At 38.1% G+C, this 24,635-nt stretch carries 22 protein-coding genes; 7 read left to right on the forward strand and 15 right to left on the reverse strand.

What is annotated here, in order from left to right:
- Positions 1 to 8: 8 nt before the first annotated feature.
- The 6 genes from ACDX78_RS07970 to ACDX78_RS07995 form a co-directional block, all read right to left on the reverse strand.
- On the reverse strand, positions 9 to 926 hold the full coding sequence (locus tag ACDX78_RS07970) for an ABC transporter permease (RefSeq protein WP_486026800.1): 918 nt from the start codon (positions 924 to 926) through the stop codon (positions 9 to 11).
- 557 nt (positions 927 to 1,483) lie between these two features.
- Positions 1,484 to 3,034, reverse strand: coding sequence for an ABC transporter substrate-binding protein (locus tag ACDX78_RS07975; protein ID WP_486026802.1), 1,551 nt, complete (start codon positions 3,032 to 3,034; stop codon positions 1,484 to 1,486).
- Between the two features lie 1,275 nt (positions 3,035 to 4,309).
- Positions 4,310 to 4,567: a hypothetical protein gene (locus tag ACDX78_RS07980; RefSeq protein ID WP_486026911.1), complete on the reverse strand. Its 258-nt coding sequence runs from the start codon at positions 4,565 to 4,567 to the stop codon at positions 4,310 to 4,312.
- A gap of 160 nt (positions 4,568 to 4,727) precedes the next feature.
- Positions 4,728 to 6,167: an IS1634 family transposase gene (locus ACDX78_RS07985; protein WP_486026912.1), complete on the reverse strand. Its 1,440-nt coding sequence runs from the start codon at positions 6,165 to 6,167 to the stop codon at positions 4,728 to 4,730.
- Positions 6,052 to 6,441 carry a DUF4277 domain-containing protein gene (locus tag ACDX78_RS07990; protein WP_486026804.1) on the reverse strand — a complete coding sequence of 130 codons (390 nt, stop codon included), beginning with the start codon at positions 6,439 to 6,441 and terminating at the stop codon, positions 6,052 to 6,054. Before ACDX78_RS07990 ends, ACDX78_RS07985 begins: the two co-directional genes overlap by 116 nt.
- An 83-nt stretch (positions 6,442 to 6,524) precedes the next feature.
- Complete coding sequence (locus ACDX78_RS07995) at positions 6,525 to 6,695, reverse strand: hypothetical protein (RefSeq protein ID WP_486026806.1); 171 nt, start codon at positions 6,693 to 6,695, stop codon at positions 6,525 to 6,527.
- Positions 6,696 to 7,103: 408 nt separating this feature from the next.
- Here ACDX78_RS07995 and ACDX78_RS08000 point away from each other — a divergent pair, with 408 nt between their 5' ends.
- On the forward strand, positions 7,104 to 7,802 hold the full coding sequence (locus ACDX78_RS08000) for an N-acetylmuramoyl-L-alanine amidase (protein WP_486026808.1): 699 nt from the start codon (positions 7,104 to 7,106) through the stop codon (positions 7,800 to 7,802).
- Positions 7,803 to 8,057: 255 nt separating this feature from the next.
- Here the strand turns inward: ACDX78_RS08000 and ACDX78_RS08005 are convergent, their stop codons facing one another.
- From ACDX78_RS08005 to ACDX78_RS08020, 4 genes are all read right to left on the reverse strand, one after another.
- On the reverse strand, positions 8,058 to 9,449 hold the full coding sequence (locus ACDX78_RS08005; RefSeq protein ID WP_486026810.1) for a M14 family zinc carboxypeptidase: 1,392 nt from the start codon (positions 9,447 to 9,449) through the stop codon (positions 8,058 to 8,060).
- Positions 9,450 to 9,789: 340 nt separating this feature from the next.
- Entirely contained in the window at positions 9,790 to 10,377 is a 588-nt protein-coding gene (locus ACDX78_RS08010) for a TasA family protein (protein WP_486026811.1), read from the reverse strand.
- A gap of 176 nt (positions 10,378 to 10,553) precedes the next feature.
- Positions 10,554 to 10,814, reverse strand: coding sequence for a signal peptidase I (locus tag ACDX78_RS08015; protein ID WP_486026813.1), 261 nt, complete (start codon positions 10,812 to 10,814; stop codon positions 10,554 to 10,556).
- 36 nt (positions 10,815 to 10,850) lie between these two features.
- Positions 10,851 to 11,009 (reverse strand): hypothetical protein, encoded by a 159-nt coding sequence (locus ACDX78_RS08020; protein ID WP_486026814.1) that lies wholly within the window; start codon positions 11,007 to 11,009, stop codon positions 10,851 to 10,853.
- A 1,540-nt stretch (positions 11,010 to 12,549) separates the two neighbouring features.
- On the opposite strand from ACDX78_RS08020, the gene ACDX78_RS08025 reads away from it, so the two are divergent.
- The 6 genes from ACDX78_RS08025 (at position 12,550) to hutG (ending at position 20,264) form a co-directional block, all read left to right on the forward strand.
- Entirely contained in the window at positions 12,550 to 13,869 is a 1,320-nt protein-coding gene (locus tag ACDX78_RS08025) for a Na+/H+ antiporter family protein (RefSeq protein WP_486026816.1), read from the forward strand.
- A 68-nt stretch (positions 13,870 to 13,937) separates the two neighbouring features.
- Complete coding sequence (gene hutP / locus ACDX78_RS08030; RefSeq protein ID WP_486026818.1) at positions 13,938 to 14,378, forward strand: hut operon transcriptional regulator HutP; 441 nt, start codon at positions 13,938 to 13,940, stop codon at positions 14,376 to 14,378.
- A 483-nt stretch (positions 14,379 to 14,861) separates the two neighbouring features.
- Positions 14,862 to 16,391: a histidine ammonia-lyase gene (gene hutH, locus ACDX78_RS08035; RefSeq protein ID WP_486026820.1), complete on the forward strand. Its 1,530-nt coding sequence runs from the start codon at positions 14,862 to 14,864 to the stop codon at positions 16,389 to 16,391.
- The gene (hutU, locus tag ACDX78_RS08040) at positions 16,384 to 18,039 is read left to right on the forward strand and encodes a urocanate hydratase (protein ID WP_486026822.1); all 1,656 of its coding nucleotides are present in this window, start codon (positions 16,384 to 16,386) and stop codon (positions 18,037 to 18,039) included. Before hutH ends, hutU begins: the two co-directional genes overlap by 8 nt.
- 15 nt (positions 18,040 to 18,054) lie before the next feature.
- Positions 18,055 to 19,311, forward strand: coding sequence for an imidazolonepropionase (gene hutI, locus ACDX78_RS08045; protein WP_486026823.1), 1,257 nt, complete (start codon positions 18,055 to 18,057; stop codon positions 19,309 to 19,311).
- Complete coding sequence (gene hutG, locus ACDX78_RS08050) at positions 19,308 to 20,264, forward strand: formimidoylglutamase (protein ID WP_486026825.1); 957 nt, start codon at positions 19,308 to 19,310, stop codon at positions 20,262 to 20,264. The genes hutI and hutG overlap by 4 nt, the downstream gene beginning before the upstream one ends.
- A gap of 450 nt (positions 20,265 to 20,714) precedes the next feature.
- Here hutG and ACDX78_RS08055 read toward each other — a convergent pair whose 3' ends face one another.
- The 5 genes from ACDX78_RS08055 to ACDX78_RS08075 all read right to left on the reverse strand — a co-directional run bounded on the left by ACDX78_RS08055 (position 20,715) and on the right by ACDX78_RS08075 (position 24,468).
- Positions 20,715 to 21,392 (reverse strand): transposase, encoded by a 678-nt coding sequence (locus ACDX78_RS08055; protein WP_486026827.1) that lies wholly within the window; start codon positions 21,390 to 21,392, stop codon positions 20,715 to 20,717.
- A 123-nt stretch (positions 21,393 to 21,515) separates the two neighbouring features.
- Positions 21,516 to 21,650, reverse strand: a complete 135-nt coding sequence (locus ACDX78_RS08060; protein WP_486026828.1) for a magnesium chelatase subunit ChlI family protein — start codon at positions 21,648 to 21,650, stop codon at positions 21,516 to 21,518.
- Positions 21,651 to 21,665: 15 nt separating this feature from the next.
- Entirely contained in the window at positions 21,666 to 22,694 is a 1,029-nt protein-coding gene (locus ACDX78_RS08065) for an ATP-binding protein (RefSeq protein ID WP_486026829.1), read from the reverse strand.
- Positions 22,676 to 23,047, reverse strand: coding sequence for a magnesium chelatase domain-containing protein (locus ACDX78_RS08070; RefSeq protein ID WP_486026831.1), 372 nt, complete (start codon positions 23,045 to 23,047; stop codon positions 22,676 to 22,678). The genes ACDX78_RS08065 and ACDX78_RS08070 overlap by 19 nt, the downstream gene beginning before the upstream one ends.
- A 296-nt stretch (positions 23,048 to 23,343) precedes the next feature.
- Positions 23,344 to 24,468, reverse strand: a complete 1,125-nt coding sequence (locus ACDX78_RS08075) for a tyramine oxidase subunit B (RefSeq protein ID WP_486026833.1) — start codon at positions 24,466 to 24,468, stop codon at positions 23,344 to 23,346.
- Positions 24,469 to 24,635 lie beyond the last annotated feature (167 nt).

A 24,635-nucleotide genomic window follows, 5' to 3' on the forward strand; every position in this document is an offset into this window, starting at 1 on the left:
CCCCCCCCCTATTTAAAAGCGATTTTTGGATCTACTAAAACATAAATCAAGTCAGTGATTAAGTTCACTAAAATAACTAGTATGGCTATTACAAATACGGAGGCTTGAACAATTGCCATGTCTTTCCCATTTATTGCCTGTACCAATAATTGACCTACACCTGGCCAGGCAAAAATACTCTCCGTTATTAATGCGCCACTTACCAACGAAGATAACTGTAATGCCATAATGGTAATAACAGGTATTAAAGTATTTCTAAATGCATGTTTATAAACTAAAGAAATATCACTTAACCCCTTACTTTTTGCTGTGCGAATATAGTCTTGATTTAAAACTTCCAGCATGCTAGATCTGATTAATCTTGTCATTTCTGCAGCTACTCCAGTTCCTAAAGTAATTGCAGGTAATATTAAATGCATAAACGTTCCTTTCCCAGATATAGGAAATATTTGCAAGTTTACTGCAAATATCAAAATCAAAATAATTCCTAACCAAAAATTTGGCATTGCTTTTCCTAAAACTGATCCTCCTGTAATAAACAAATCTAATGTGCTATTTTGTTTCCTAGCAGAAAAGATTCCTAGAGGGACAGCTATGATAGTAGCAAATATCATAGAAACACCAGCTAATTGAAAGGTAGCAGGCAATCTTTCCAATACAATAGGCAAAGCCTCTTGATTATAACGAAAAGAGGTTCCAAAATCCCCTTGAAGTAATCCGCTTACAAAATTGAAATACTGAACATAAAATGGTTGGTTTAGTCCTAAAGCTTCTCTCATGGCTTCACGGTCCTCTTCAGTGGCTCCTTCTGAAAGCATTAATGAGACAGGATCACCAGCCATATACACTAAAACAAAGACAACAAATGTAATAATAAATAAAACAGGGATCATTTGAATTAATCTTTTAAGTAAATACTTTCTCAAAATATTCCCTCCTATTCTAAGTAGAGTGTTTTGAACGATTTTCAATTTATTAATATAAATGATATAAGTGCCCAGAAATATGAAAAAATGAATGGGGAAAATATCATAATATAATAGTTATTGCTTTTTCAGTTATTAGGTGATGCTATGTATTTTTATTATTTTCAATTTTTTCTTGTTTTTTAGGTTGATTACTTACAAACCACTTTTATTTACAAAGCGTTTAATTAAAACTGTTCTATCCATATCTGCAATACCCAGTAAGGAGGTAAATAACTGAATCGTAAGAAAAAGTTAAAATAAAGGATCCGCCAATAAAAGAAAGGTCTTTATTTAGCCCAATATCTTTGGCCAGCAAGGGTGTTCACATTACCAACAACACAAAACCTATAGTTTACGATAGTTATAATGTCATATGAATCTGTTTATAAGTAAACTTTATTAGGTATTCTACAAAAAAGGAATTTGGCTTTTAGAGACTCTCTAAAAAATCCAGAGAGTCTCTAAAGTTAGGTGAATTCATCTATAAGATTTATTTTTAAGACATGATGTTTAAATTACTTTTTTGTAATATCGTCAAATCTAAAATACTCATAAATTTCTGGTTCAAATTCAACATTGGAATCCACACCATAAAATGCTGGTAATTGATACAAGAATATGTGTGGCCTTTCTTCCGCTGCTATTTGTTGAATTCGTTGATATTGTTCGATACGTTCTTCCTCATCACTATTACCTATAGCACTATAATAAAGGTCTTCAGCTTCTTCATTATAAAAATCAGTTTGCCCTGTAGCACGATCTTCTGTGTAGTGAGTTAGTGAGTAAGATGCATCTAGTAATCCATCAGCTAAACCAATCATAAGTAATTCTTCATTTGTACCATTGTTATATACTTCTGAAAACGCACTTGATTCAAGTAGTTCTAAATTCACATTTATCCCTACTTCTCCCAGCATGGCGGCTATCATCTCAGCCACTTCTCCATCTAGTGGATAGTTTCCATTCGGAGCAGTCATAGTTATTTCAATACCATCAGAATAACCTGCTTCCTCTAATAACTCTTTTGCTTTTTCTACATCATAAAGATAATCGTCATATAAATCTGGATCTGATCCAAATACATTTTCAGGAACCCTACTACGCACGGGTACAGCTTTACCGTCAAATAGATTATCAACTATCGCTTTATTATCTATAGCTAATTCAATAGCCTCTCTTACTTTTGGATCTGATGTAACGATACCTTCAGTTAGACGTACTATTAAAAGCATTACACGGGTGGTAGCTCCTTCTATTACCTCTTTATCAGTTTCGGCATTAACCCTTTCCCATTCATTTGGTGGTACATCTGTAATAATATCAATATCACCACTAATTAACTCACCAACGCGCGTAGAATTTTCTGGTATAGATCTTAAAATCACTTCGTCCCACTCTGGGTCTCCATCATAATAATCTTCATAAGGTTCAAGCGTAACTTGTGCATCCTTCTGCCACTCAACAAATTTATAAGGACCAGCTCCAATAGGATTATTTTGGTATTCATCCATCCCTAATTCATCTATATAGTTTTTCGGGAGGATTTCTGATCCGCTTTTGGCCAGTAAAGTCAATAATGTGGTCATGGGACCGTCAGTTTTAATTTCTAGTTCATATTCATCTAAAACATTTACTTCTTCAAGTTGATTAAAATAGAGAAATTGTTTTAATGATGAATCCTCCATCACTCGTTCTAATGAGAACTGTACATCCTCGGCTGTTAAAGGATCACCATTATGGAATTTTACCCCTTCTTTTAAAGTAAACACCCACGTTTCATCGTCTTTTTGCTCGTATTCTTCAACGATACCATTTTTTAAATCCACATTTTCATCCCAATAAAACATATAGGCGTGCATATTCTTAAACAGTCTATCTGCAGTAGTACTTGATACAGCTTGTGGATCCATAGTTTCTACATCCGAAGATTGACCGATTATCAGTCTATTGTCATTATCTGCAGCTCCATCATTTGTGTTACCCTCTGAGGTTTCCGTATTACAACCTACAATAAATAGTAAAGCTATTAATGAAAAAATTGATAATTTATTAAAATACACTTTCATTTAGCGTTCCCTCCATTCGTGGCTAAATATATTCAGGTTAATTATCTTTTTTCCTCAATACGTTTTGATTTGTTGCAAAAAGTAACTTAGGTCATAGTTACCTTAATAAAGACTCGTATTTTCATTTCATATGTGTGGTTGTATTCTTTTTTAAAGGGTATACGGTCTAGTCTTCATTTTTGGCAATTTTGCGTGGCATAAAAATATGCTAATTTACTATATATCGTCCATGCTGCATATAATGACCACCCCCTCCAAGGATATGTGATTGAGTATAAAAAATTGAAACGGTGAATGTTTTGCTTATTCATCCTACTGTAAAATGAAATGATCAATAATTTAAAAAATTCCACTTTCTCGTGTTTCAATTTTTTGTTGGATATTATATTAGTTGATTACATTGATAACGTTTACAATTTCTGTATATAAGTTTCTCGATGTAGTTATGTATTGATTTTCAATTTTTCCGACTTTTTTAACTTTGGTGTCTCCTTTATTAATATTTACTTTTTAGAGTAAGATAGTAGTGTTGAAAGCAAAACTAACTATGTCTGTATATAATATTATATAATATTTTAAAATTTATTATATAGTATAATTATATTCAAGTCAATCATAATTATTACTATTTTTAATGTTTTTATAATTTATAATAGAGCAATATTATGTTTTTGTTACACACTCGTTTTAAGATTATGCTGTACGATAATTGGTGTTATACCGCCAGTACAGACTAATCCCTGCTTGTCAGCTAATCGTATGATATCCCTTTTGCTCATACTTGCACTAATACCTCTAAAACTGATTCCCTCATCGTATAATTCCAGTATCTTTCGATAATGAATAATAAAAAAACACCTTCATCTAAATAATGTCACACCCGGCGGTGTGCTCATTATTTATACAAAGTGATTATTGAATAAAATCTTTGGATTTTGATTGTAAAAACTATGTCACTGGTGGCACATTTCAATGGCGGTAATCAGGGATCTCTACCGCACAACAACGCCAACAGCTAAAGCAGAAGGAAGTGTTTCAAAAAGTTGGGGTAGATCTGCCGCCGGAAATCCTGGAAGAGCTAGTAATACGATAAGCATGCCCTTTTAATCCCTCAATCCCTTGTATGTCAAGGAATTGAGGGATTAATATTTACCTAGTGGCTGTCGAACACGGGTAGAAGTTTGTGCTGCAAGACATACATAAAGGTGGCATCTCCGCCCCCTAGTAAGGGGAACCCCCTCTTCTTTATATTCCATCTTATTACCGAGAGGTTCTTTATAAATAATTAATAGATACAATAATTAACAGTGGTATGGAAAGTAAGGATATGGCAGAAGTTATAATTATATTTACCACTCCCAAATCATCAGATTTTGTATACCGGCTAAATAATACTGTTGCAAGCAAAAAAGTTGGCATGCCTGCCTGCAAGATAATTATCTTCCCTATAGTGCTGTCCATCTCAATTAAATGCAAAGCAAAAAAAGCAATAAATGGTAAGAATAAGACTTTTATTATTGTCGAAGTAGCCATAAATTCCACATTCCGCACCTGAAGGGTAAACTTTCCCCTAATTTTCAGGTGCGTTTTTAAAAAATGGTATCTTTCTCTTGTATACTCTTAAATAATCGACTTTACTCCTTATTATTCCATTATATTCGACAATTCATTTTCACAATCCCCCATTTCTCACTTAACGTTCTACTTTTTCTCCTTGCTTCGACAGATAAATCGTTATATCATAACCCGCAAGTTCAAGGATTCGTTTACATTGTTCATTGATGTTATCCGGCAGAAAGCGAAGTATCTCTCCGTTTTGTCGGATGTGTATGATTTTAATTTTCTGCAGCTCTTTCAATAATACTTGCCCTGTTGGTCTGAATAATTTTCGTTTTCCACCCAAGACGAGCGGGTTTTTCTCCTCTTTCATTTTTTCTCTAACCCGATTTTCCAGAATGCCATACACGAGAAGCGCCATCACAAAAACGATTCCTAACGCAGCCACCCGGCTTGGTTTTTTTAGGAAGAATCCATCAATCATCTGTGGGTTTTTTAAAATACGAAAACGTGTTTCTGCAGCTTCTTGACCTTTATAGGTTTGAAGAATATCCAAGTCTGTCATCTCTTGATCGTCACATTTGTTCGTGATGAGGGTAAAGGTACTTAATTTACGTTTCTTTTCCTCGATTGCTTCCTCTATTTCCTCCAGCCGTTGGAGGTGAGCGCGATATACGGTGATGGTTTTGGGAGTCTCACCTTTTTTCGGACGTCCCCGTTTCTTGCGCTTTTCCATTTGTTCCTCGGGCTTAACCTGGAATGAATACTGAAAATAATGACTTGAATTTTCCTTTTTAAACTTCTCTAAAGCTTCTAAGGCATCTGACTCACAATGATAAACCGTATTTTCAAATGCAGCTATTGATTTTTCAAGTTTCGTATGTTCCTTTGTCAATTTACGCAGGAAAGTTTTCTCCTTTCGTTCATTGAGCTTATCCGAATAGACTACAACGAAGCGGTACATATAACCATCCAACTTTTCTGTAAAGGACTGGAGATTATAGGAAGCAGCTTTCTTTTGTGGCTTTAATTGACCAACTTCTTCCCAATTGTCCTTTTGCCATGCCTTTTCTTTTAATTCAGAGCTTAAGTTGAACGTTTCTGGGAGCCGGGAGATAAACTGGAGATTATCTCGTATTTCCCGCAGGTTATTCGTGGTGATTAGGGCGGAATCAGCTTGATAAATCAGTTGTCCCCATTCTTCCTCTGACATTATGCCACGAAGTTTTTTAATGAATTCCACATTCCACGTTTTATCATCTTTATTTCCGTTTTCAACCGTAGACAGGATTGGGATACGTTCTGGTGTTACGCTCATACCAAGTACTATCTGTTTTAAATCTGGCCGATGTTGTTTACTGTGTCCATAAGTGATATCCAAATCCTCCGGTGATTTTTCTGATGCTGGTACCTTTTCTTTCGTATTGTAATCCCCGTAAAGGGAGTAGGATGTCGTATCATTATGCAACGGGCCAAGTGGTAAGCCGAGTTGACGGCAAGATGAAATGGATAGGGTTGATATACACCTTCCAAGGGTTGGCCTTATGCAAGGCATCCAGTGCACGACCAAGTGCATATTCATTTATATCTGAGGCTTCTACATCAGAACCAAACAACATTTCCACATCTTGATCTTCAAAAAATTGCGACACCTGGTACAAAGGTTCCCGATCAGAGAGAATATTGATAACCAGTGCTTTTAAACGCGCACCAGGCGATAGATTACAACGAATTTCATCCCACTCCAACTGTTTGTTAATGAGCTTCTCAAAACCTATTTCATCGCAAATGGCAGATATAAGTTGAGAAGGTCCTGAAGAGAGCATCTTAATCTCATCTTTTGGATTCATCCTGTTTCCCCCGTTTTTTAGTTGTTACTACTAATTTCGAGGAAAATAGGGGAAAACCTTCTTTCTTTTAAAATTGTTTTTATTTATTTTTTCACCTGCCGAATGTGGGTTTTAAGAAGCAGTTTATCAATAACCATAGGTAGTTCGGTATCTACTGTATTAAATTCGGGAATAAACCTCCACTCTTTTTCATCATGAAAATTACGTACTTCATAAACGTCGTTAACCATCATTTCTCCGTCAATCGGCTTCATAAAAAATAGATCATGTAATAAGAAATCATGGTAATGTTCATAATTATTTCTTTCATTGTGATCTCAAACTGTCTACTCACAGTAGCATGACCGTTCAATGCTGATCACTCAACAGACGAAACACTGCCCTCTAATATGATAAACAAGCATCCATGCTCACCTTCAATTTTTGTTCAGGATCATCGCATAACCCCCCGATTTGATTTCTAAGAAGTTGATCGCATGGACGAACCCCGTTTCCTATTATTTTACACTTACTTTTAAACTCATGGATACTAGTTTATTCACCAAATGTGCGTAAAAATCATTTTCACTTGACGGTTATATATGTCTACTATTTTTTGGTTGTTTATAATGTACAGGCATTTTTATAGAACGTAGATTATATTGTGAAGGAGATGATCAATAATGGTTCAAATTAGAAGAGCTATTCTGCCACAAAACGCTTCAAATGTTCCGGGGCGTACAATGACACCACTTTATATTACCGTTCACAATACGGCTAATACGTCACATGGAGCAAATGCTGAAATGCATAAAAATTATCTGCATAATGGCAGTGGTGGCCGACAAGCTAGTTGGCATTACACTGTAGATGACACGGAAATATGGCAAACGCTTGAAGACTTTCAGCAAGGTTGGCATGCAGGTGATGGCTCTGGCAGTGGTAATACCAGGTCTATTGGAATTGAAATTTGCGAGAATAGTGATGGTAACTTCAATAGGGCGACAGAAAATGCGCAATGGCTTATCAATCAGTTGATGAGCACGAATAATATTTCATTAGGTAATGTTGTTTCCCATAGCCATTGGAGTGGTAAATATTGTCCAAGAAAGCTATTGCCAACATGGGATAATTTTAAAGCAGGTATCGAAAACCAAGGTCCACCCACGCTTTATAAAGTTCAAATTGGGGCATTTAGTGAACGCGAAAATGCCGCGCAATTAGCCGATCAAGCAACAGAAGCAGGATTTGATAACTTTATCGTGCACGAAGGCGGCCTTTATAAAGTTCAAATCGGTGCATTTAGCGACAGAGGCAATGCTCAAGCACTTGCTGATCAAGCAAGTAATGCAGGGTTTGACGTTTATATCGTGCAAGAGTAAGTAAAAGCGTTTCCCAAAAAAGATAGGATTAAAAAGATAGGTATGCTGTAATTCAAAAACCCTCTTTCAGTAATAAAAATCCTCTTTTTGAGAAGGAGACTGTAACGTGGCGGGGGTCTGACCCCAATGCTGTTAAGTTATATATCAAGTATATACCGTTGAACGAACTTGTTCCGGATTCGTCTCAGATTTAGCTCCCCCTTGTAGTAAACTATTAATCTACCACAAGAGGGGTTTTTACCTGACTAAAGGTGATTAATTCTGCTCAATTAAATAATCAGTATAGGCAGTTAGAGTACTATACGTCACATCAGTCATAAACTCACTCTGTTGGTCGAGTAATAAATTAAGTCCTGGCATGTGTTTAAGAAACTTATCCATCTGTTCATTTTGTTCGTAATGGTTTACCGCAGATAAATGTACATCTAGAGAACGAGCGACTTGATCATTTTCAAATTTGCCCGCTTCATCGTAATACTCAAAAAGTTCTTTGACATCTGCTGCAGATGTTTCAAGATATAAAGCTGGTCTTGGATTATCAACTGGGAAAGTTCCATCCCAATCTGTGGTGTACGATTCTAGTGGTGGATGAGGAATTTCTCCATAAAATCGGTCAGGATCCTGATCATATAATTCTCCTGAAGCAAGACCATATAGAAACGCATGTAGGGCAACAATATTTTGTTTTATCAAAGGCTCTCTTTCGCCATCCAAAAATTGACCAGCGGTTTCTAAGAAGACTCCTGGATTGCTATGCCCATCAGGATTATGTCCGTTATAATTGATGTGTTCACCACGCATCGCCCCAGATGAAATACCGCCTCGATGGTCAATTTCACCGGTACGATTTTGACCCACGCGGTAATGATCTACCGTGAACTGTGGATACGCTTCAAGGGCATCGTACATTAATACATTCGCTTGCTTAGCAACAGTTTCGTACTCCTCTCCATTTGTAAGATAAGGCAAGGTAGGACCTCCTGGAGCCAAAGCAATACCAAGTGACATCGTCACAGGGATATCTGATTCGTGAAAATTCGGAGTACCATGATGATGAACGTCCATTGTAAATTCAGGCTGAATACTTGCCCAATATTCAAAATAAGAGGCTGTTTCCACCATATTGAATCTATCTTCATGCCAGTCTCTGTTCAAATCTTGTTGAGGTCCAAATACTCCAGTTTCAGGATCTAATATTCTCGTGCCTCTCTCATTTCTCTCAGCACCATCTGGGTTATACATGGGAATAAAATGAATCGTTAACTCTTCCATCATTTCTTCGTAAGAAGAATCTTTTTCTTCTATTAGATTTTCAATGATTCGTAACGTTCCATTAGTACCATATGGCTCATTCCCGTGAATTCGCCCTTGAACCCATATATCCTTGTCACCATTACCTATTTTTGCTACATAAAGGTCACGTCCTGCCTCACTCACTCCTCCCTCATTACCGAACTCCCTGAGATTAATAACTTCAAGATCCCCATCGCTTCTTTCTTCCAGTATTTGAAGTGTATCAACCATTTCATCATATAAAATGACTTCTGAACTAACAACTGATTCTTCTGCTGCAGCACTTACTATTCCGGTAGTAGAGAAAACCACCAAAGCAAAAAATACAAGGTAAAATAACCGTTTAGTAAACATATCTCCCACTCCTTTGATATTTTGATTCTTTTTCTTTCTAAAGATAGTAGCTACCAGACTACAAAACGTACATTATCGTATCTCATGCTGCGTTTATGAAAACACTTTCAAAAAATTATTTCAATCATAATCACCTCCCTTTTCAGCATAAACAACAACCCCGAAATGCAACGGATCAATAATTAGAGTCCTTCCGAATATTATTTTTTAAAAGGACACATACTGCTGAGATTGCTGTTCCAAGCGTAAGGTAGAAACTATATCGATCGAGTTGCTTTTATTTGATACTAAAGTACCCCATTCGACGGAGTTCATATTTCTTCACCGTTTTTTTTACTTTTTATATTTCCTCTCCATCACCCTGTGTTGAAATGAAAGTCCACGTAAGGTTCAAGGAATCACCTTGGAATTGATTTTGATCTTCTCCGGTTTCAATAAAGTTAAACTGAACAACGAAGTCATGGGATTCTCCTGCTGGCAAACCATCATCACCAATTGCCGGATAAAAAATATGTTCACTGATTGCTTCCGGTGTCATATCCTGTAATTCGGCCAGGGTGGTTTGATAAATGACCTCATCCAAGTTGTCCACGTTATAGAGAAATTCCACTTCAATATGTTCACCAAAATCTTCGTTGTTATCTCCTTGGGCGTCAATCACGGTATATTCGGTTTCCAAAAACACTGTGTCTATATCAATTGTCCCAGTGTTATGCAGTTCGAAATCACGAACCATTGAATCCCCAGGTGCCATGTTATCCACATCGATAATCTCTGTCGGTTCTGCTGTTAAATCCAGGGTACCTGCAGCAAATGACCCGGTTGCTTCTTCACTGTCACTGAAATAAGCGTACGTACCTCCACCAATTAATGTGATCCCGAGCACCGCTGACATCACACCCATGCTTAATTGTTTTTTGATTCCCATCTTGATTCCTCCAATAAATTTGTTATGTGTGTAAACGCATCATCAGGTTTGTTCAACCTGATATGACGATGACACCGATACCTACTGACTATCTGATTCTTTTTCATACGGTATTTCATATTGTTTCAACCCACGGCAGATTATCGAATAGACGATGAGCAAAACACCAGGCAAAACTAGCAAAAAAAGTGAGCCTTCTGACGAAGAACAATATAACCCACATACTGAACGGTAAATCCGGTATATTGCCCAACTACTTTTTTAGCCTGGGCGAGTTCTGTATCCACTGCATTGTTATTATCCTCTTTGGTCACATATTGCTCACCCCCCTGTTTGGCCTCTTGGATCCTATGGGTAATGATCGTACCTTTGGAACTCTGAAAAGTGATAACGTCTCCTTGTTGAAACTGAGTGATGTCCTCTTGTGGTTTAGTCACGATGATAGATCCGGTTTGGAATTCCGACTACATTGATCAAGATAAAACAGTTTTAATCTGATAACCAAAAAAATTCGGTTCCCCTTCAACTACCTGATTCAATATAACGGCAAATCCCATACCAATCAGTGTTATGAACAAAATCACACTTGTAAGTCCACTGATTAATTTCTTCATAACTCGCCACATCGTCATATATCACCCCCTTTTCTATATATTTACAACACATTCTATTAAAATAAAGTAGCTCTAATACTCACATATTTAATCGCATAATAAAGGGGGTTATATTAAACACACGCAACACATGAGTTTAATATAACCCCCTATCAACTAAAAACTATGGGTTATGTATTGAGTATAAATTGATTTTTAGTTTCTTTATATATCTAGTGCCGACTAATAATACTCTGTTCTAAACTTATATTCTAAACGCTAGACAATTTTCAAAAGATTTAGTGTAAAATGTAATTTATAATGATTATATGTTCTTCTTCAAAACATGTCAACACAAAATTCACAGAATTCATATAATTAAGTAATAATACCTAGTTTAATTACACTTTTAGGACTATTCCCCTTAATTTATAGATTCTGAATTTAGGAAACCCCTTAAATTCATTTGCTAGAAAACAAAAATAATTTTAGATTCCGAATATATGAAGTATACGTTCTGCATGAAGAAGCAGTGAAGTAAATAAACAAATAAATTCACAATGAATATTGCCATGGAGTTGATCCACCTTTGCCATTTTACTGATCCATTAATGCCATAAAATAGAACCACTTATGACATTAGAGATCCACTTATAAGTTAGAGCTTAATAAAAGCGACAGCATTTCTGCTTGCCTTTGACTGCCGTGCCAATAGATAAATTTCACAGTGTATTTCAACAAGTAACCATATTAAAGCAAATGATCAAATTAACTATTTCCTTTTTTCATCGGAATTGGAAACTATACAAAAAATCCTTGTGTCAATCTGTATCACGTAAAGCTAAAGATTCATGTTTTGAAAAGAATATCTAAATAAAAGCATTAATGAGCTATGTTTATTATGCTGGAAATTGCCTCCTGCAGTAAAAATTATAAAACCTTTAAGGATGCATAAAACAAAAAAATTAATCTCACTAAAAGGTTAATTTAAAGTAAAGAATATATTGACATGTTAGAAAATTTGACATATAATCTAATGAAACCACCTAACAAGATTCTAGTTAATTAGTTATTAGAATAAATTTTAGTTATTTTTAGGAAAAGTTATTTATTTCTTTAAAAAAGGTCACATAATTTCGGTGCATAATCTGCGCGGAGGATTCACACTAGCTAGTTAATTTAAAGCTTATAGTACTTAGTGAATAGGGAGCGATATTAAAATTTTTTTAGTATGGCTCTTTTTAATGTTCATTTTAGATATCAGAAAAATCTAACCCTAGAATCTAAGTTAAAAATGTGGTGATAAGGGGTGGGTCATGAAATTTTAATATAAAAATTAGCACTTGATTAAGAGTAAATTCACCAATGAAAATTGATTGTTTGCGGGGGGAAATTTGTTTGAATAAGAATACTTGTATATTTTTCAACGTAAATAGGACACTCTGTTTTAAACTATTCATTGATATTATTCCTGCTACAATCAATACATCTCACCAGATAAAGATAATAAAATTTAATCTGTTAATAATTTTTTCATAAGAACCTCAAGAAAAAATGTTTAATAAAGGGAGATGGTTTGATGTTTGGTTCAGTCGTTGTTTCAGTCATTGTCTTAGCAGTATTGAGTCTTTTACGTGTCAACGTAATTTTCGCAATCTTAATTGCTGCGGGTGTTGCAGGTTTAATGGAAGGGTTATCCCTTGTGGAAGCAACGAACATACTCGTTTCCGGAATGGGAGGACAGGCAAACACAGCACTTAGTTATATTTTGCTTGGAATGTTTGCTGTCATGATTGGCTATTCTGGTATTACAGGATTTCTTGTTAAAAGACTTATAAAAGTGATAAAAGGGAAACGTGCAATTATGTTGTTTACAATTGCCGGAGTCGCTTGCCTGTCACAAAATGTGGTACCCGTTCATATTGCTTTTATCCCAATTTTAATTCCACCCTTACTTTATTTATTTGATAAAATGAAGGTTGATCGTAGAGGGGTTGCTGCTGCATTGACATTTGGATTAAAGGCTCCATATATGCTCATTCCAGCAGGATTTGGGCTAATATTTCAGGGTATTATCGTTGATGAAATGAATGCAAATGGGATGGCAATTGGGCTCTCTTCAGTAACACTCGCAATGATTATTCCTGTACTAGGTATGCTTTTCGGATTATTGATTGCAATTTTATTTTCTTACCGGAAAGATCGCGTAGCAACTCAATCCAATGATGAACGGGAGTCAATAAATGAAATAGCTGCATCCGAGGATGATGTAGTGCCATTTACTAGGCTTCATTTACTCACAATTATAGCAATAATTGCTGCTTTGGCTGTACAGCTTATATCTGATTCTCTTGTTTTGGGGGCGCTTTCAGGCATTATCCTCATGTTCGTGTTTACAGTAGTTCCATTTCATAAAGGAGAAAAGGTGGTTACGGACGGGATTACTATGATGGGTATGATTGCCTTTGTTATGTTAATAGCCTCCGGTTATGCAACCGTTCTGCAAGAGACTGGCGGCGTTGAAGCTCTTGTGAATTCTGCTACTGGCATCATTGATGGTGGCAGTAAAGTTACTATTGCCTTCATCATGCTCTTGGTTGGGCTTATTGTGACAATGGGAATCGGAACATCTTTTGGTACTATTCCGATTATTGCTGCATTGTTTGTCCCGATTTGTATAGCTGCCGGATTTTCACCAATGGCCACTGCTGCATTAATTGGTACTGCCGGTGCATTAGGTGATGCGGGTTCTCCTGCATCAGATAGTACACTTGGACCTACTGCTGGATTAAATGCTGACGGTAAACACCATCATATTTGGGATACTGTCGTTCCGACCTTTTTGCATTATAATATCCCACTAATCTTTTTTGGTACGATTGCCGCAGTAATATTGTAAGTTGACTTTTTAATTAGAATGAAATAGACTAAAATCAGTTATTAGTAATTAGAAAAGAGTGAATTTTTATGTCATTAGATCATAACCATTTAATTGGCAAAGAGGCTATATTACTTTTGCTTAATAATGATAATAAGTTGTCCAACAATGTAAAAAAACTAGATTGGAAGTTTTGCAAAGGAAAAGTTGGGTCAATGGATGGACAGAAAGTTGTGGCAGCGGTAGAAACGGCAGCAAAAAATCAGGGGATTATTCAATCTGGGCTGTACAGGGAAGCACATGCAATGTACCATGCAATTATGGAAGCTTTGAGCGGTGTAACTCGTGGCAATAATCAGATTGGTACGGTACTCCGGACTGTCGGATTGCAATTTGCAATTATTCGTGGTAACCCGTATGATGACAAAAAAGAAGGAGAATGGATTGCTGTTGCTTTCTATGGTACGATTGGTGCACCTGTTAGAGGTCTTGAGCATGAAGCAATTGGACTTGGAATTAATCATATATAAGTACGAATTTAAAAAAGATAATAAGAGGCACGTAGGCTAGGGCCGTAACAGCCCAGGACTGAGGATTACTTGTCCCACCGAAAACATTTCGTACTCCGATTACTGGTCTTACCAATACCACAAGTTCAATGCTGATACTAACAGGGGTTGCATGTTTAAAGTTCAAGGTTTCGCAGCTTTCAGTATCGGAATTGTAATAACTGACTGGATTCTATATTTCCTACTGATTCTGGGAAGTTTGACAGAAGTTCCTTTGCTGCACTAAGAAATTTGAAGTTGCTAACATCCTTTATATAATAAATAGCCCAAAGTGTTTAGTAATTTAGGGGGCCGCGTAACACATTTGTGTTATGTGGCCCTTTTATGTTTCGGATAGATAACGCTTACACTAAGAGTCTGTCAACCTGTATTTGTTAAGTCACAACGACATGATCAATAAATTAAAATTAGAAACAATAAGACATACTTTGGAGGTTTACAGAAATGGTTACGTTAACTGGAAAAGCTTTAACATTTGAGGAAATAAATCGAGTTGTATTTAACCATGAGAAAGTAGTTATTGCTGACTCGAGTATTCGCAAAATTAAAAGTAACCGAAGAACGGTAAATGAGATGATTGATTCAAGAAACACGATGTATGGCATTAATACAGGTTTTGGAAAATTTAGCGATGTTGTCATTGCAGATGAAGACTTGGATGAACTACAGCTTAATCTCATACATTCACATGCTTGTGGTGTAGGTTCACCTTTTTCAGAGGAGATTAGCCGTACAATGCTGTTATTACGAGCAAATGCCTTATCGCAAGGATTTTCAGGGGTTAGAACAGCATTAGTCGAGCAACTTGTAGATCTTGTTAATGCATCCATCCACCCTGTGATTCCTGAACAAGGATCATTGGGAGCGAGTGGGGACTTGGCTCCGCTAGCCCATCTTGCTTTAACTTTGTTAGGCGAAGGAGAGGTTTTTTATAAAGGTGATCGGATTCCCGCATTAAAGGCATTAAAGAAAGAAGGGATTACCCCTTTAAAACTAAAAGCAAAAGAAGGTTTGGCACTTATAAATGGAACACAGACAATGACTGCTGTTGGTATTATTACGTATTTACAAGTAGAAAAATTACTACGCCAAAGTGAACTCATTGCAGCAATGACGTTGGAAGGATTACACGCAATAATTACTGCATTTGACGCTGACTTACACAAAGTTCGTGGCCATCAGGAACAAATGGAGGTGGCTCAACGAATTAGATCACTTTTATCGGATAGTAGCCTTATGACAAACCAAGGAGAATTACGTGTACAGGACGCCTATTCATTACGATGTATTCCCCAAGTTCTGGGAGCTTGCTGGCAATCTGTTTATTATGCTAGGGAAAAGCTGGTAACAGAAATCAATGCTGTTACAGATAATCCATTGATTTTTTCTGGTGAAAACAAGGTGATATCCGGTGGTAATTTTCACGGTCAACCAATTGCATTTGCGATGGACTTTATCAAACTGGGAATAGCTGAAACCGCAAATATTGCAGAACGGCGTATCGAACGATTAGTTAATCCACAGCTGAATGATTTGCCGGCATTTTTAAGTCCAAATCCAGGGATTGAATCAGGTGCGATGATTATGCAATATAGTGCAGCGTCCCTCGTCTCGGAAAATAAAACACTAGCACATCCGGCAAGTGTCGACTCCATCCCGTCCTCAGCAAATCAAGAAGATCATGTGAGCATGGGAACAATCGCTGCAAGACATGCATTACAAATGTTGTCAAACACACGCCGGGTTGTTGCGATAGAACTAATTTGTTCTATGCAAGCGGTAGAGTATCGTGGGGTAGGTCGAATGGCATCACAAACGAGAGCTTTTTATGAAAAAGCAAGAAAAATTGTTCCATCGATTACAAAGGATCGTGTATTTTCAACAGATATTGAAAGGTTATCCGATTGGTTAAAGGACGAACAAGAAAGTAGTGTTGAACAAAATCGTGTAGAAGGAGGAGTTTTTTTTGAATAGGATAAAAGTCCAAGCAAAAAAGGGGTTAGAACTAGAATGTAAGGGGTGGGAGCAAGAGGCAGCATTGCGAATGCTTTACAACAATCTTGATCCAGAAGTTGCTGAAAACCCGGAAGAGCTTGTTGTTTACGGTGGTATCGGGAAGGCTGCCCGTAATTGGGAGTCATTTGAGGCTATTGTTAAAACACTACGAAACTTGGAAAATGATGAAACGATGCTCGTTCAATCCGGGAAACCAGTGGGAGTATTTAAAACACATAAACATGCACCAAGAGTGTTACTCGCTAATTCAAATCTAGTTCCCAATTGGGCAACATGGGAGCATTTCCATGAACTCGACCAGAAAGGGTTAATGATGTATGGGCAAATGACAGCAGGGAGTTGGATCTATATTGGTTCACAAGGAATCTTACAAGGAACCTACGAAACATTCTCTGCGCTTGCCAAGAAGCATTTTAATGGAACATTACGCCACACAATTACATTGACAGCTGGACTTGGAGGTATGGGTGGTGCACAACCATTAGCTGTAACTATGAATGAAGGGGTTGTTATTGGAGTTGAAGTTGATAAAAACCGAATTGAAAAAAGACTGAAAACGAAATACTGTGATGTGATGACATACAGTGTAGATGAAGCGGTTAATTTGGCGAAGGAGGCAAAAAGAAAAGGGGAAGCGTTGTCCATTGCCCTGTTAGGAAATGCTGCGGAAGTCCATCATCAGCTACTGGAAAAAGATATCCAAATTGACATTGTGACAGACCAAACATCAGCGCATGATCCATTAAACGGCTATATTCCTGTTGGCTATTCGTTGGAAGAGGCGGAAAATTTACGTGAAAATCATCCGGAAAACTATATGAGATTAACAAAAAACAGCATGAAGACACATGTAGAAGCTATGTTGGAATTTCAGAAAAATGGTTCGATTGTTTTTGACTACGGAAATAATATCCGGCAGGTGGCAAGCGATGAGGGTTTGAAAGAAGCATTTGATTTTCCGGGTTTTGTACCTGCATTTATACGCCCGTTATTCACCGAGGGCAAAGGACCATTCCGCTGGGCCGCATTATCCGGAGATCCGGAGGACATTTATCGCACCGATGAGCTGATTAAAGAACTTTTTCCTGAAAACAAGGCACTGATCCGCTGGATTGATATGGCAAGTGAAAAGATATCTTTTCAAGGGCTTCCATCACGAATCTGCTGGCTAGGCTACGGGGAAAGAATGAAAATGGGACTGGCGATCAATGAATTGGTGAGGAAAGGAGAAATCAAAGCACCTATTGTTATTGGCCGTGACCACCTGGACAGTGGTTCGGTTGCCTCGCCCAACAGGGAGACAGAAGGGATGAAGGATGGCAGTGATGCGGTGGCCGACTGGGCTGTATTAAATGCGCTCGTCAACACAGCAGCAGGCGGATCCTGGATTTCTTTTCATCATGGCGGGGGTGTTGGGATGGGCTATTCGCTCCATGCCGGAATGGTTGCAGTTGCAAACGGTACGGATCTTGCCCGGGAGCGGCTGGAACGCGTGCTGACAACCGATCCCGGAATGGGAGTAATCCGTCACGCGGATGCAGGCTATGAATCAGCCATAGATTTTGCCAAAAGTAATAGTATCCGACTGCCAATGCAGGATAAATAGAAAGGAGATTGGAATATGCAAGTTGATATACTAATAACGAACATTGGAGAGCTTTTAACAATGGATAAAATCGGGCCGGTAAAAGGAACGGAAATGAATGACTTACAGGTGCATGAAAATATGGCCATTGCAATTAAGAACGGAAAAGTGGCGTGGGTTGGCCGCTCGGAAGATGCTGCTGGTATGAAAGCAGAAAGAGCGATCGACGCAAAAGGAAGACTTGTCACGCCTGGACTTGTCGAAGCGCATACCCACCTTGTTTTTGGCGGTTCCCGCGAAGGCGAGATGGCACTGAAACAGCAGGGTGTTCCATATTTGGAGATTTTAAAGCAGGGCGGCGGTATTTTATCTACCGTGGAAGCAACAAGGGAAGCAACAGAGGAAGAATTGCTGGAAAAAGCACTGTTCCACCTTGACCGCATGGCAACTTACGGGATAACAACAGTGGAAGCCAAAAGCGGCTACGGGTTGAATAAAGAAACTGAGCTGAAGCAGCTTCGGGTAGTTAAAGAGGCAAAAGAGAATCATGCACTTGATATCGTATCCACTTACTTAGGAGCCCATGCCATTCCAAAAGAATATAAAGAAGATCCGGATGCATTTTTGGATGAAATGGCTGCGTTATTCGATGAAATCAAAGCGGAGAATCTAGCAGAATTTGTAGATATTTTCACAGAAACCGGTGTGTTTACGGTGGAACAATCAAGAAAGTTTTTACAAAAGGCGAAGGATAAAGGAATTGATGTGAAAATCCATGCAGATGAAATTGATCCGCTTGGAGGGACGCAGCTGGCAGTGGAAATGGGAGCCATAAGCGGTGATCATTTGGCTGTTGCAACAGATGAAGGGATTAAACAATTAAGTGAATCGAATACCATCGGGGTTATCCTGCCGGGAACAAGTTTTTATCTCGGAAAAGAAACCTATGCAAGAGCGCGGAAAATGATTGATGCTGGTGCTGCCATTGCAATTTCTACTGATTTTAACCCGGGAAGTTCCGTAACAGAAAACCTGCAATTTATCATGACGCTTGCCGCTCTGAAATTAAGAATGTCCCCGGCCGAGATATGGCATTCAGTTACCGTTAATGCAGCCCACGCCATTGGCAAAGGAGATGAGGCTGGGAGCATCCGTAAAAGCGGTGATGCAGATATTGTGATCTGGGATGCGCCAAACCATATGTATATTCCGTATCATTATGGGGTGAACCATACAAATACAGTTATAAAAAGTGGGGTTATTTTATATGAAAGGCAGGAGATTGGATCATGAAGTTGCGCCATCTAAAACCTGCCGGTGAAGCGATTTTTAAAGACCGTTATACAACAAAAGCAAAAGAACTACTTACACACTGGAACAATGGGAAAATGGGAGAGTTTGGCTTGGTTGGTGTACCCTTTTCCAAGCCTTCCATCAGCCATTCGGGTGCCTCTTTTGCTCCGGAGACGATCCGTGCCGCATTGCAAAGCTATTCCACCTATTCCGGTGAAGAAAATTTGGAACTAACGGACAGCATTTTGGATTTTGGTGATATGATGATGGATCCAACAGATGTCATTGGAAACCATAAACGGGTGGAGGATAGCTTAACAGATGTATTTGCTACAGGAGCTGCTAATCATTGGATGATACTGGGCGGTGATCACTCCATCAGTTATGGCTCCATTAAAGCATTAGCAGAAGAAAAAACAGTAGGTGTTATTCAGTTTGATGCTCACCATGATCTGCGTAATACAGAGGACGGAGGCCCGACAAATGGGACTCCATTTAGACGTCTGATGGAGGATCAGGTGATTAAAGGAGAACATCTAGTGCAAATAGGAATCCGTGATTTCATGAATGCTTTTGCTTATGATGAATATGCCAAAGCGCAAGGGGTTACGGTTTATACAATGAAAGATGTTGAAGATATGACCCTGATAAAAATAATGGAAAAGGAGATTCAAAGGCTTTCTGAACAAACCGATTGTTTATATGTATCAGTTGATATGGATGTGCTTGATCAGGCTTTTGCACCGGGTTGTCCGGCGATTGGGCCGGGAGGCATGGATTCGAAAACTTTATTGGATGGGATTTTATTTGCAGGTAAACAGGAAAAAGTGAAAGCAATAGATATTGTGGAGATTGATCCAACGATTGACTTTCGTAATATGACGAGCAGGGTAGCGGCTTATGTGATGCTGCAATTTATGAAAGGGAAATTGTCTACGACAAAGGATGGTTAAGCCAATCCTGATTTAATTCATACCCTACTGTTGGACAATCTAGTTAGTTCAAATCCACACGGTTTACTTTACTATTTAAAGTGCTGCTATGAAGTAAAAATTCTCGTCTAATAACAGGGTAAGAGGACAACTAAGATTTTTCTTTCTTAATGATTAAAAAAAGATTAAGGCCGGCATTCTTTGAGTCCATTCATTATATTATGTTCACAAAGAATATCGGCTTTTTTAAAATTCATATGGTAATGCAAAGCGGTTGGACGCAAACAGTCTAGTTCAATTACCTTTTGATCCATAAATTTAGATCTGTTTATTGCGGATGAAATGAGCCACTTAGGCGTAATTTTGAGCCACCGGTTGCGTGAAAAAGGGACCACAGGGACAGGTTCCCCAGTCCAATCAGTCCACCTGGGCCTATGGTCCATGCTCTTATGAATTCTTGTACGTACGAATCTATGACCCCCCAGCACGCTGAATTACTGTCTTAGATATTCCTGTTATTCGTGAAAATTGCCTTTGTGATACGCCTTTCAGTGCCTTCAATTTTCCAAGTACCGCATCCCTGGTTTCTTTATCCACTTGCTGCAGTGTACTCTTATTCTGAATTCCTAATTGATATAAAAGTTCTCTCACTTCAGCATCCGATCTTCTTATTTTGACGATATCCTCCAGGCATTGATCATTATTTGGTTGGTTCATATATTCGATATATAATCCAATTGCTTTGTTCCTATCAGGTGAAAATAAATCCAAACCCATATCTATATCCACGATTTGTACTCGATGAATATATTCGTTGACACTTGTCCACCTGCTTTCAAATACATTTCTCACTAGTCCTGCTTTTACTGGATTTTGATGAATGTACCTGAGTACGGTTAAAGAATATGCAGTTGACCCTACGTTCTCCGATTTGAACCTTTCTTGAAATAAATGTCCAGACCGACCGTATTTCATGTTATACCTATACACATAACTGGAACTAATTCGCTTGATGATTTCTGAAAGACTTTCCCCCGTCTCCTTTAATAATAAATGGATGTGATTGTCCATTAAGCAGAAGCCATACATTTGATATTCACTAATGGTTTTGTATTTTTTTAATGTCTCTAAAAATCTTGTCCTCATCATCTTCAAAGATCGCCTGTCTATTAATACCTCTTAGCATGATATGATAGATACTACTATGGTTTTTTTCTAGGACCTCTTGGCATTAACAAATCACCTCGGGTGGAAAACATTTGGGGTTTGCTGCTATTTCACCATCCCTTTTTGGGTATGGATAGATTGCACACGCCTCATGGTAACCGCTTCCCATATTGCTTTATTTTCAATGTTTTCCTTTCCCTTCAAATCAGAAATCGTCCTGGCAAGCCTTCTTATTTTCATTTGAACCCGTGTGCTTCAGTTATATTTACTTGCCCAGCTACGCATCATCTTTTCCTGCCTTTTTGTTAATTCCATTTTCGTACATTCCGTTAATTCCTCATTATCTGCAGTGGCATTGCATGTCTCCTTTCTATATCTTTGATATTGCCTTTCTCTTGCTAATATCACCCGTCCACGAACAGTTTTTGAAGTTTCATTATCTGCAGACTCATTCTCTAATGAAACGGTGTCTAATCTGAGTAAAATATCTATCCGATCCATAATGGGACCGGAAATTCGGTTATTATACGCAGTAATCTTCTTGGAACTGCATGTACAGTAGCGATACTTAGAACCTAAATATCCGTAATGACAAGGGTTCATAACACCAATGAGAAAAAAATCGGCAGGGTATGTGACAGTGGATGCTACCCGGCTAATCATAACTACTCCAGATTCCATTGGCTGGCGCAGCATATCTGATGTTCGCTTGGAGAATTCGGCCATCTCATCCAGGAAAAGCACACCACGATGTGCAAGAGATACTTCACCAGGCTTTGGATACGTCCCACCACCTATAAGGGATACAGCAGATGCGAAAATGTGTGGGGATCTATACGGAGGAATAGAAGCATTTGATGGTCTCATTCCAGCCAATTGATAAATGCCCATCATATCAAATCGACTTTCTTGTTTTAATGGCGGTAAAATCGATGAGAATGTTTCAGAAAGCAAGCTCTTCCCACAACCAGGTAGACTTACCATCAGAACATTGTGCCCACCAGCAGCCGCAATTTCCAACGCTCGTTTTGCTTTCTGATGTCCTAAAACATGTTTGAAATCTTTATCATAGGTAGGAAGCTTTATCTCAGAGGTTGCTTTTAAGGTAGTTGGGGTAATAGTAAAAACAGACAACTGTCCGGAAAAAGATTCAATCACTTCTTCGAGCGTTTCAACAAACCTGAGCTCTATACCATGAATGGATTCCAGGGGCATATCTTTCATCTTAGGCAGATACAGCGTATCGAAACCTTCTTTTTTAGCAGCTATGATAGCCGGGAGCATTCTACCGATTTAATTGATCCATCCAGCGAAAGCACACCTAACAATGCAACATTGTCGGGAATTTCATCCGTTATCTCTTCTGCCTCCTTCATCACCCCAATCGCCATTGCCAAGTCAAAAATCGGACTATTCTTCTTCTGTTCTCCAGGCGATAGATTAATAACTATTTTCTTATCCCGTATTTCACATACAATACAGCAATCAGCCTGTCCTTCGATTCTTTTACCGAGGCATCTGGAAGACCAACAATACTCACACTTTCTATTCCAGGAACGAGTTGCACCTCCACTTGAACACGGTATCCCTCCATACCTTTTAAGCCAATACTGGAAATCACTGTTGCATTTTTTCAACCCCTATTTTTAAGTAAGTTAGATAGGTATAAATTAATCGAACGCAGAACCAATGTCAAAAACCCAAAATCTAAAATTAGATATGTATAGAGTGAGTAATTTTCAATATTATTGGAGAGAAAATTGAGTTTTTAGCACTACGAATAGAGCCAAAATACAATTTTGGTACAATTTAAAAAGATATTAAAGTTAAAAGTCCAAAAAAAATAGACCGAGTATAAGAACACTCAGCCTGTACTACTAAAATTGTGGACCAGGGTGCCTGTCCCTGTGGTCCTCTTCAAATAAACAATAACCTACACCCAATGCGGCCTATCCCATAACGATAATGTCTGTCCTATCTCATTATTTAATGCATTTTGATAGACCTCATAAGCCCAAGCAACATCCTCGACAGCCAAGCCACCTGTTACAAAAATCACTTTATCTTTATCACCAGTACGAGGGCTGTTTCCTGTTAAAGCAATATCGCCCAAGTTGGATATGCTTTCTTTTCTAATTTTCCCTTCATTATACAGTAGAAGTAACTCTCCTGTTGGTGCCCAATCAACTACACTGTTAACACCTTTTGGATGTTCTTTTCCATCTTGCAGCCACGCCTCATGCATGTTCCAATTATCAGCGACTATTTTGCTGTTTATATAACAATCCTCCGATAACTTTGCGGCTCCTGTTAAGGTTAATAATACACCTTCTTTCAGCCACTCTGTACGGATTTCAGGCTTTACAACCCCGGATGTTGCAATATTTATAATGTCAGAACCAACGATGCAATCTTCCAAGGAAGAGCAAACCTCTATATCCATGTCAGCAAGTTGTTCACTTATTTCTCTTTTAAAACTCTCTGCACGCCCCATGTTCAAGTCAAATATTTTCACCTTTTCCAATTGTTTTTGTGTTTCACATATGGAAAGCAAACTGGAACGATTAATAACACCGGTTCCAATAATCCCAACAACCTTTGAATTTTCATGTGCTAAATATTTAGCAGCTACACCAGGAACAGCTCCAGTTCTCATCGCACTGATTAAGTTTCCGGACATAATGGATAACGGCTCGGATGTATCAGGGTCATTCAAAGTAACCGTATGAATGGAACGGGGTAAATTTTTACTACGATTTTCAACATTTGAACCATACCACTTATTACCGAACACATGGAACCTTCCCCCCAAATAAGCTATCAGTGACATAAAGCGCCTATCCGGCCCGGTTACGGGCATTCTCTCCGTTCTTGGTGAATCCGGTAACCAAATCATCATCCCATGTTCATTTTCTCTGGGACCTCCCATTAAATAGTCCCCTTCACCGACCAAGCGAAAAGTTTCGTCAATCACTCGAACACAATTTGCAACATCCAAAACACCAGCTTTAATCATATCCTCTTCCTTTAAATATAGGAATTTATTTCTGTTATCCACGCAATATCCACGCCTTTCTTCAATTTATCTATAAAAAAATTGTATTATTCTATAGCTTTCGTTTGATCAATGTTCCTGGAACCTATATCTTGTTTTGAATATGCTTGCTGCATTTTTTCAACTTTTTGGATTCACCTCCAGTAGAGGGGTTGATTCCCATTTATCCC

Origin of the sequence: Virgibacillus oceani, from assembly GCF_041521345.1 — a bacterium.
GTDB lineage: Bacteria > Bacillota > Bacilli > Bacillales > Amphibacillaceae > Virgibacillus_N > Virgibacillus_N oceani_A.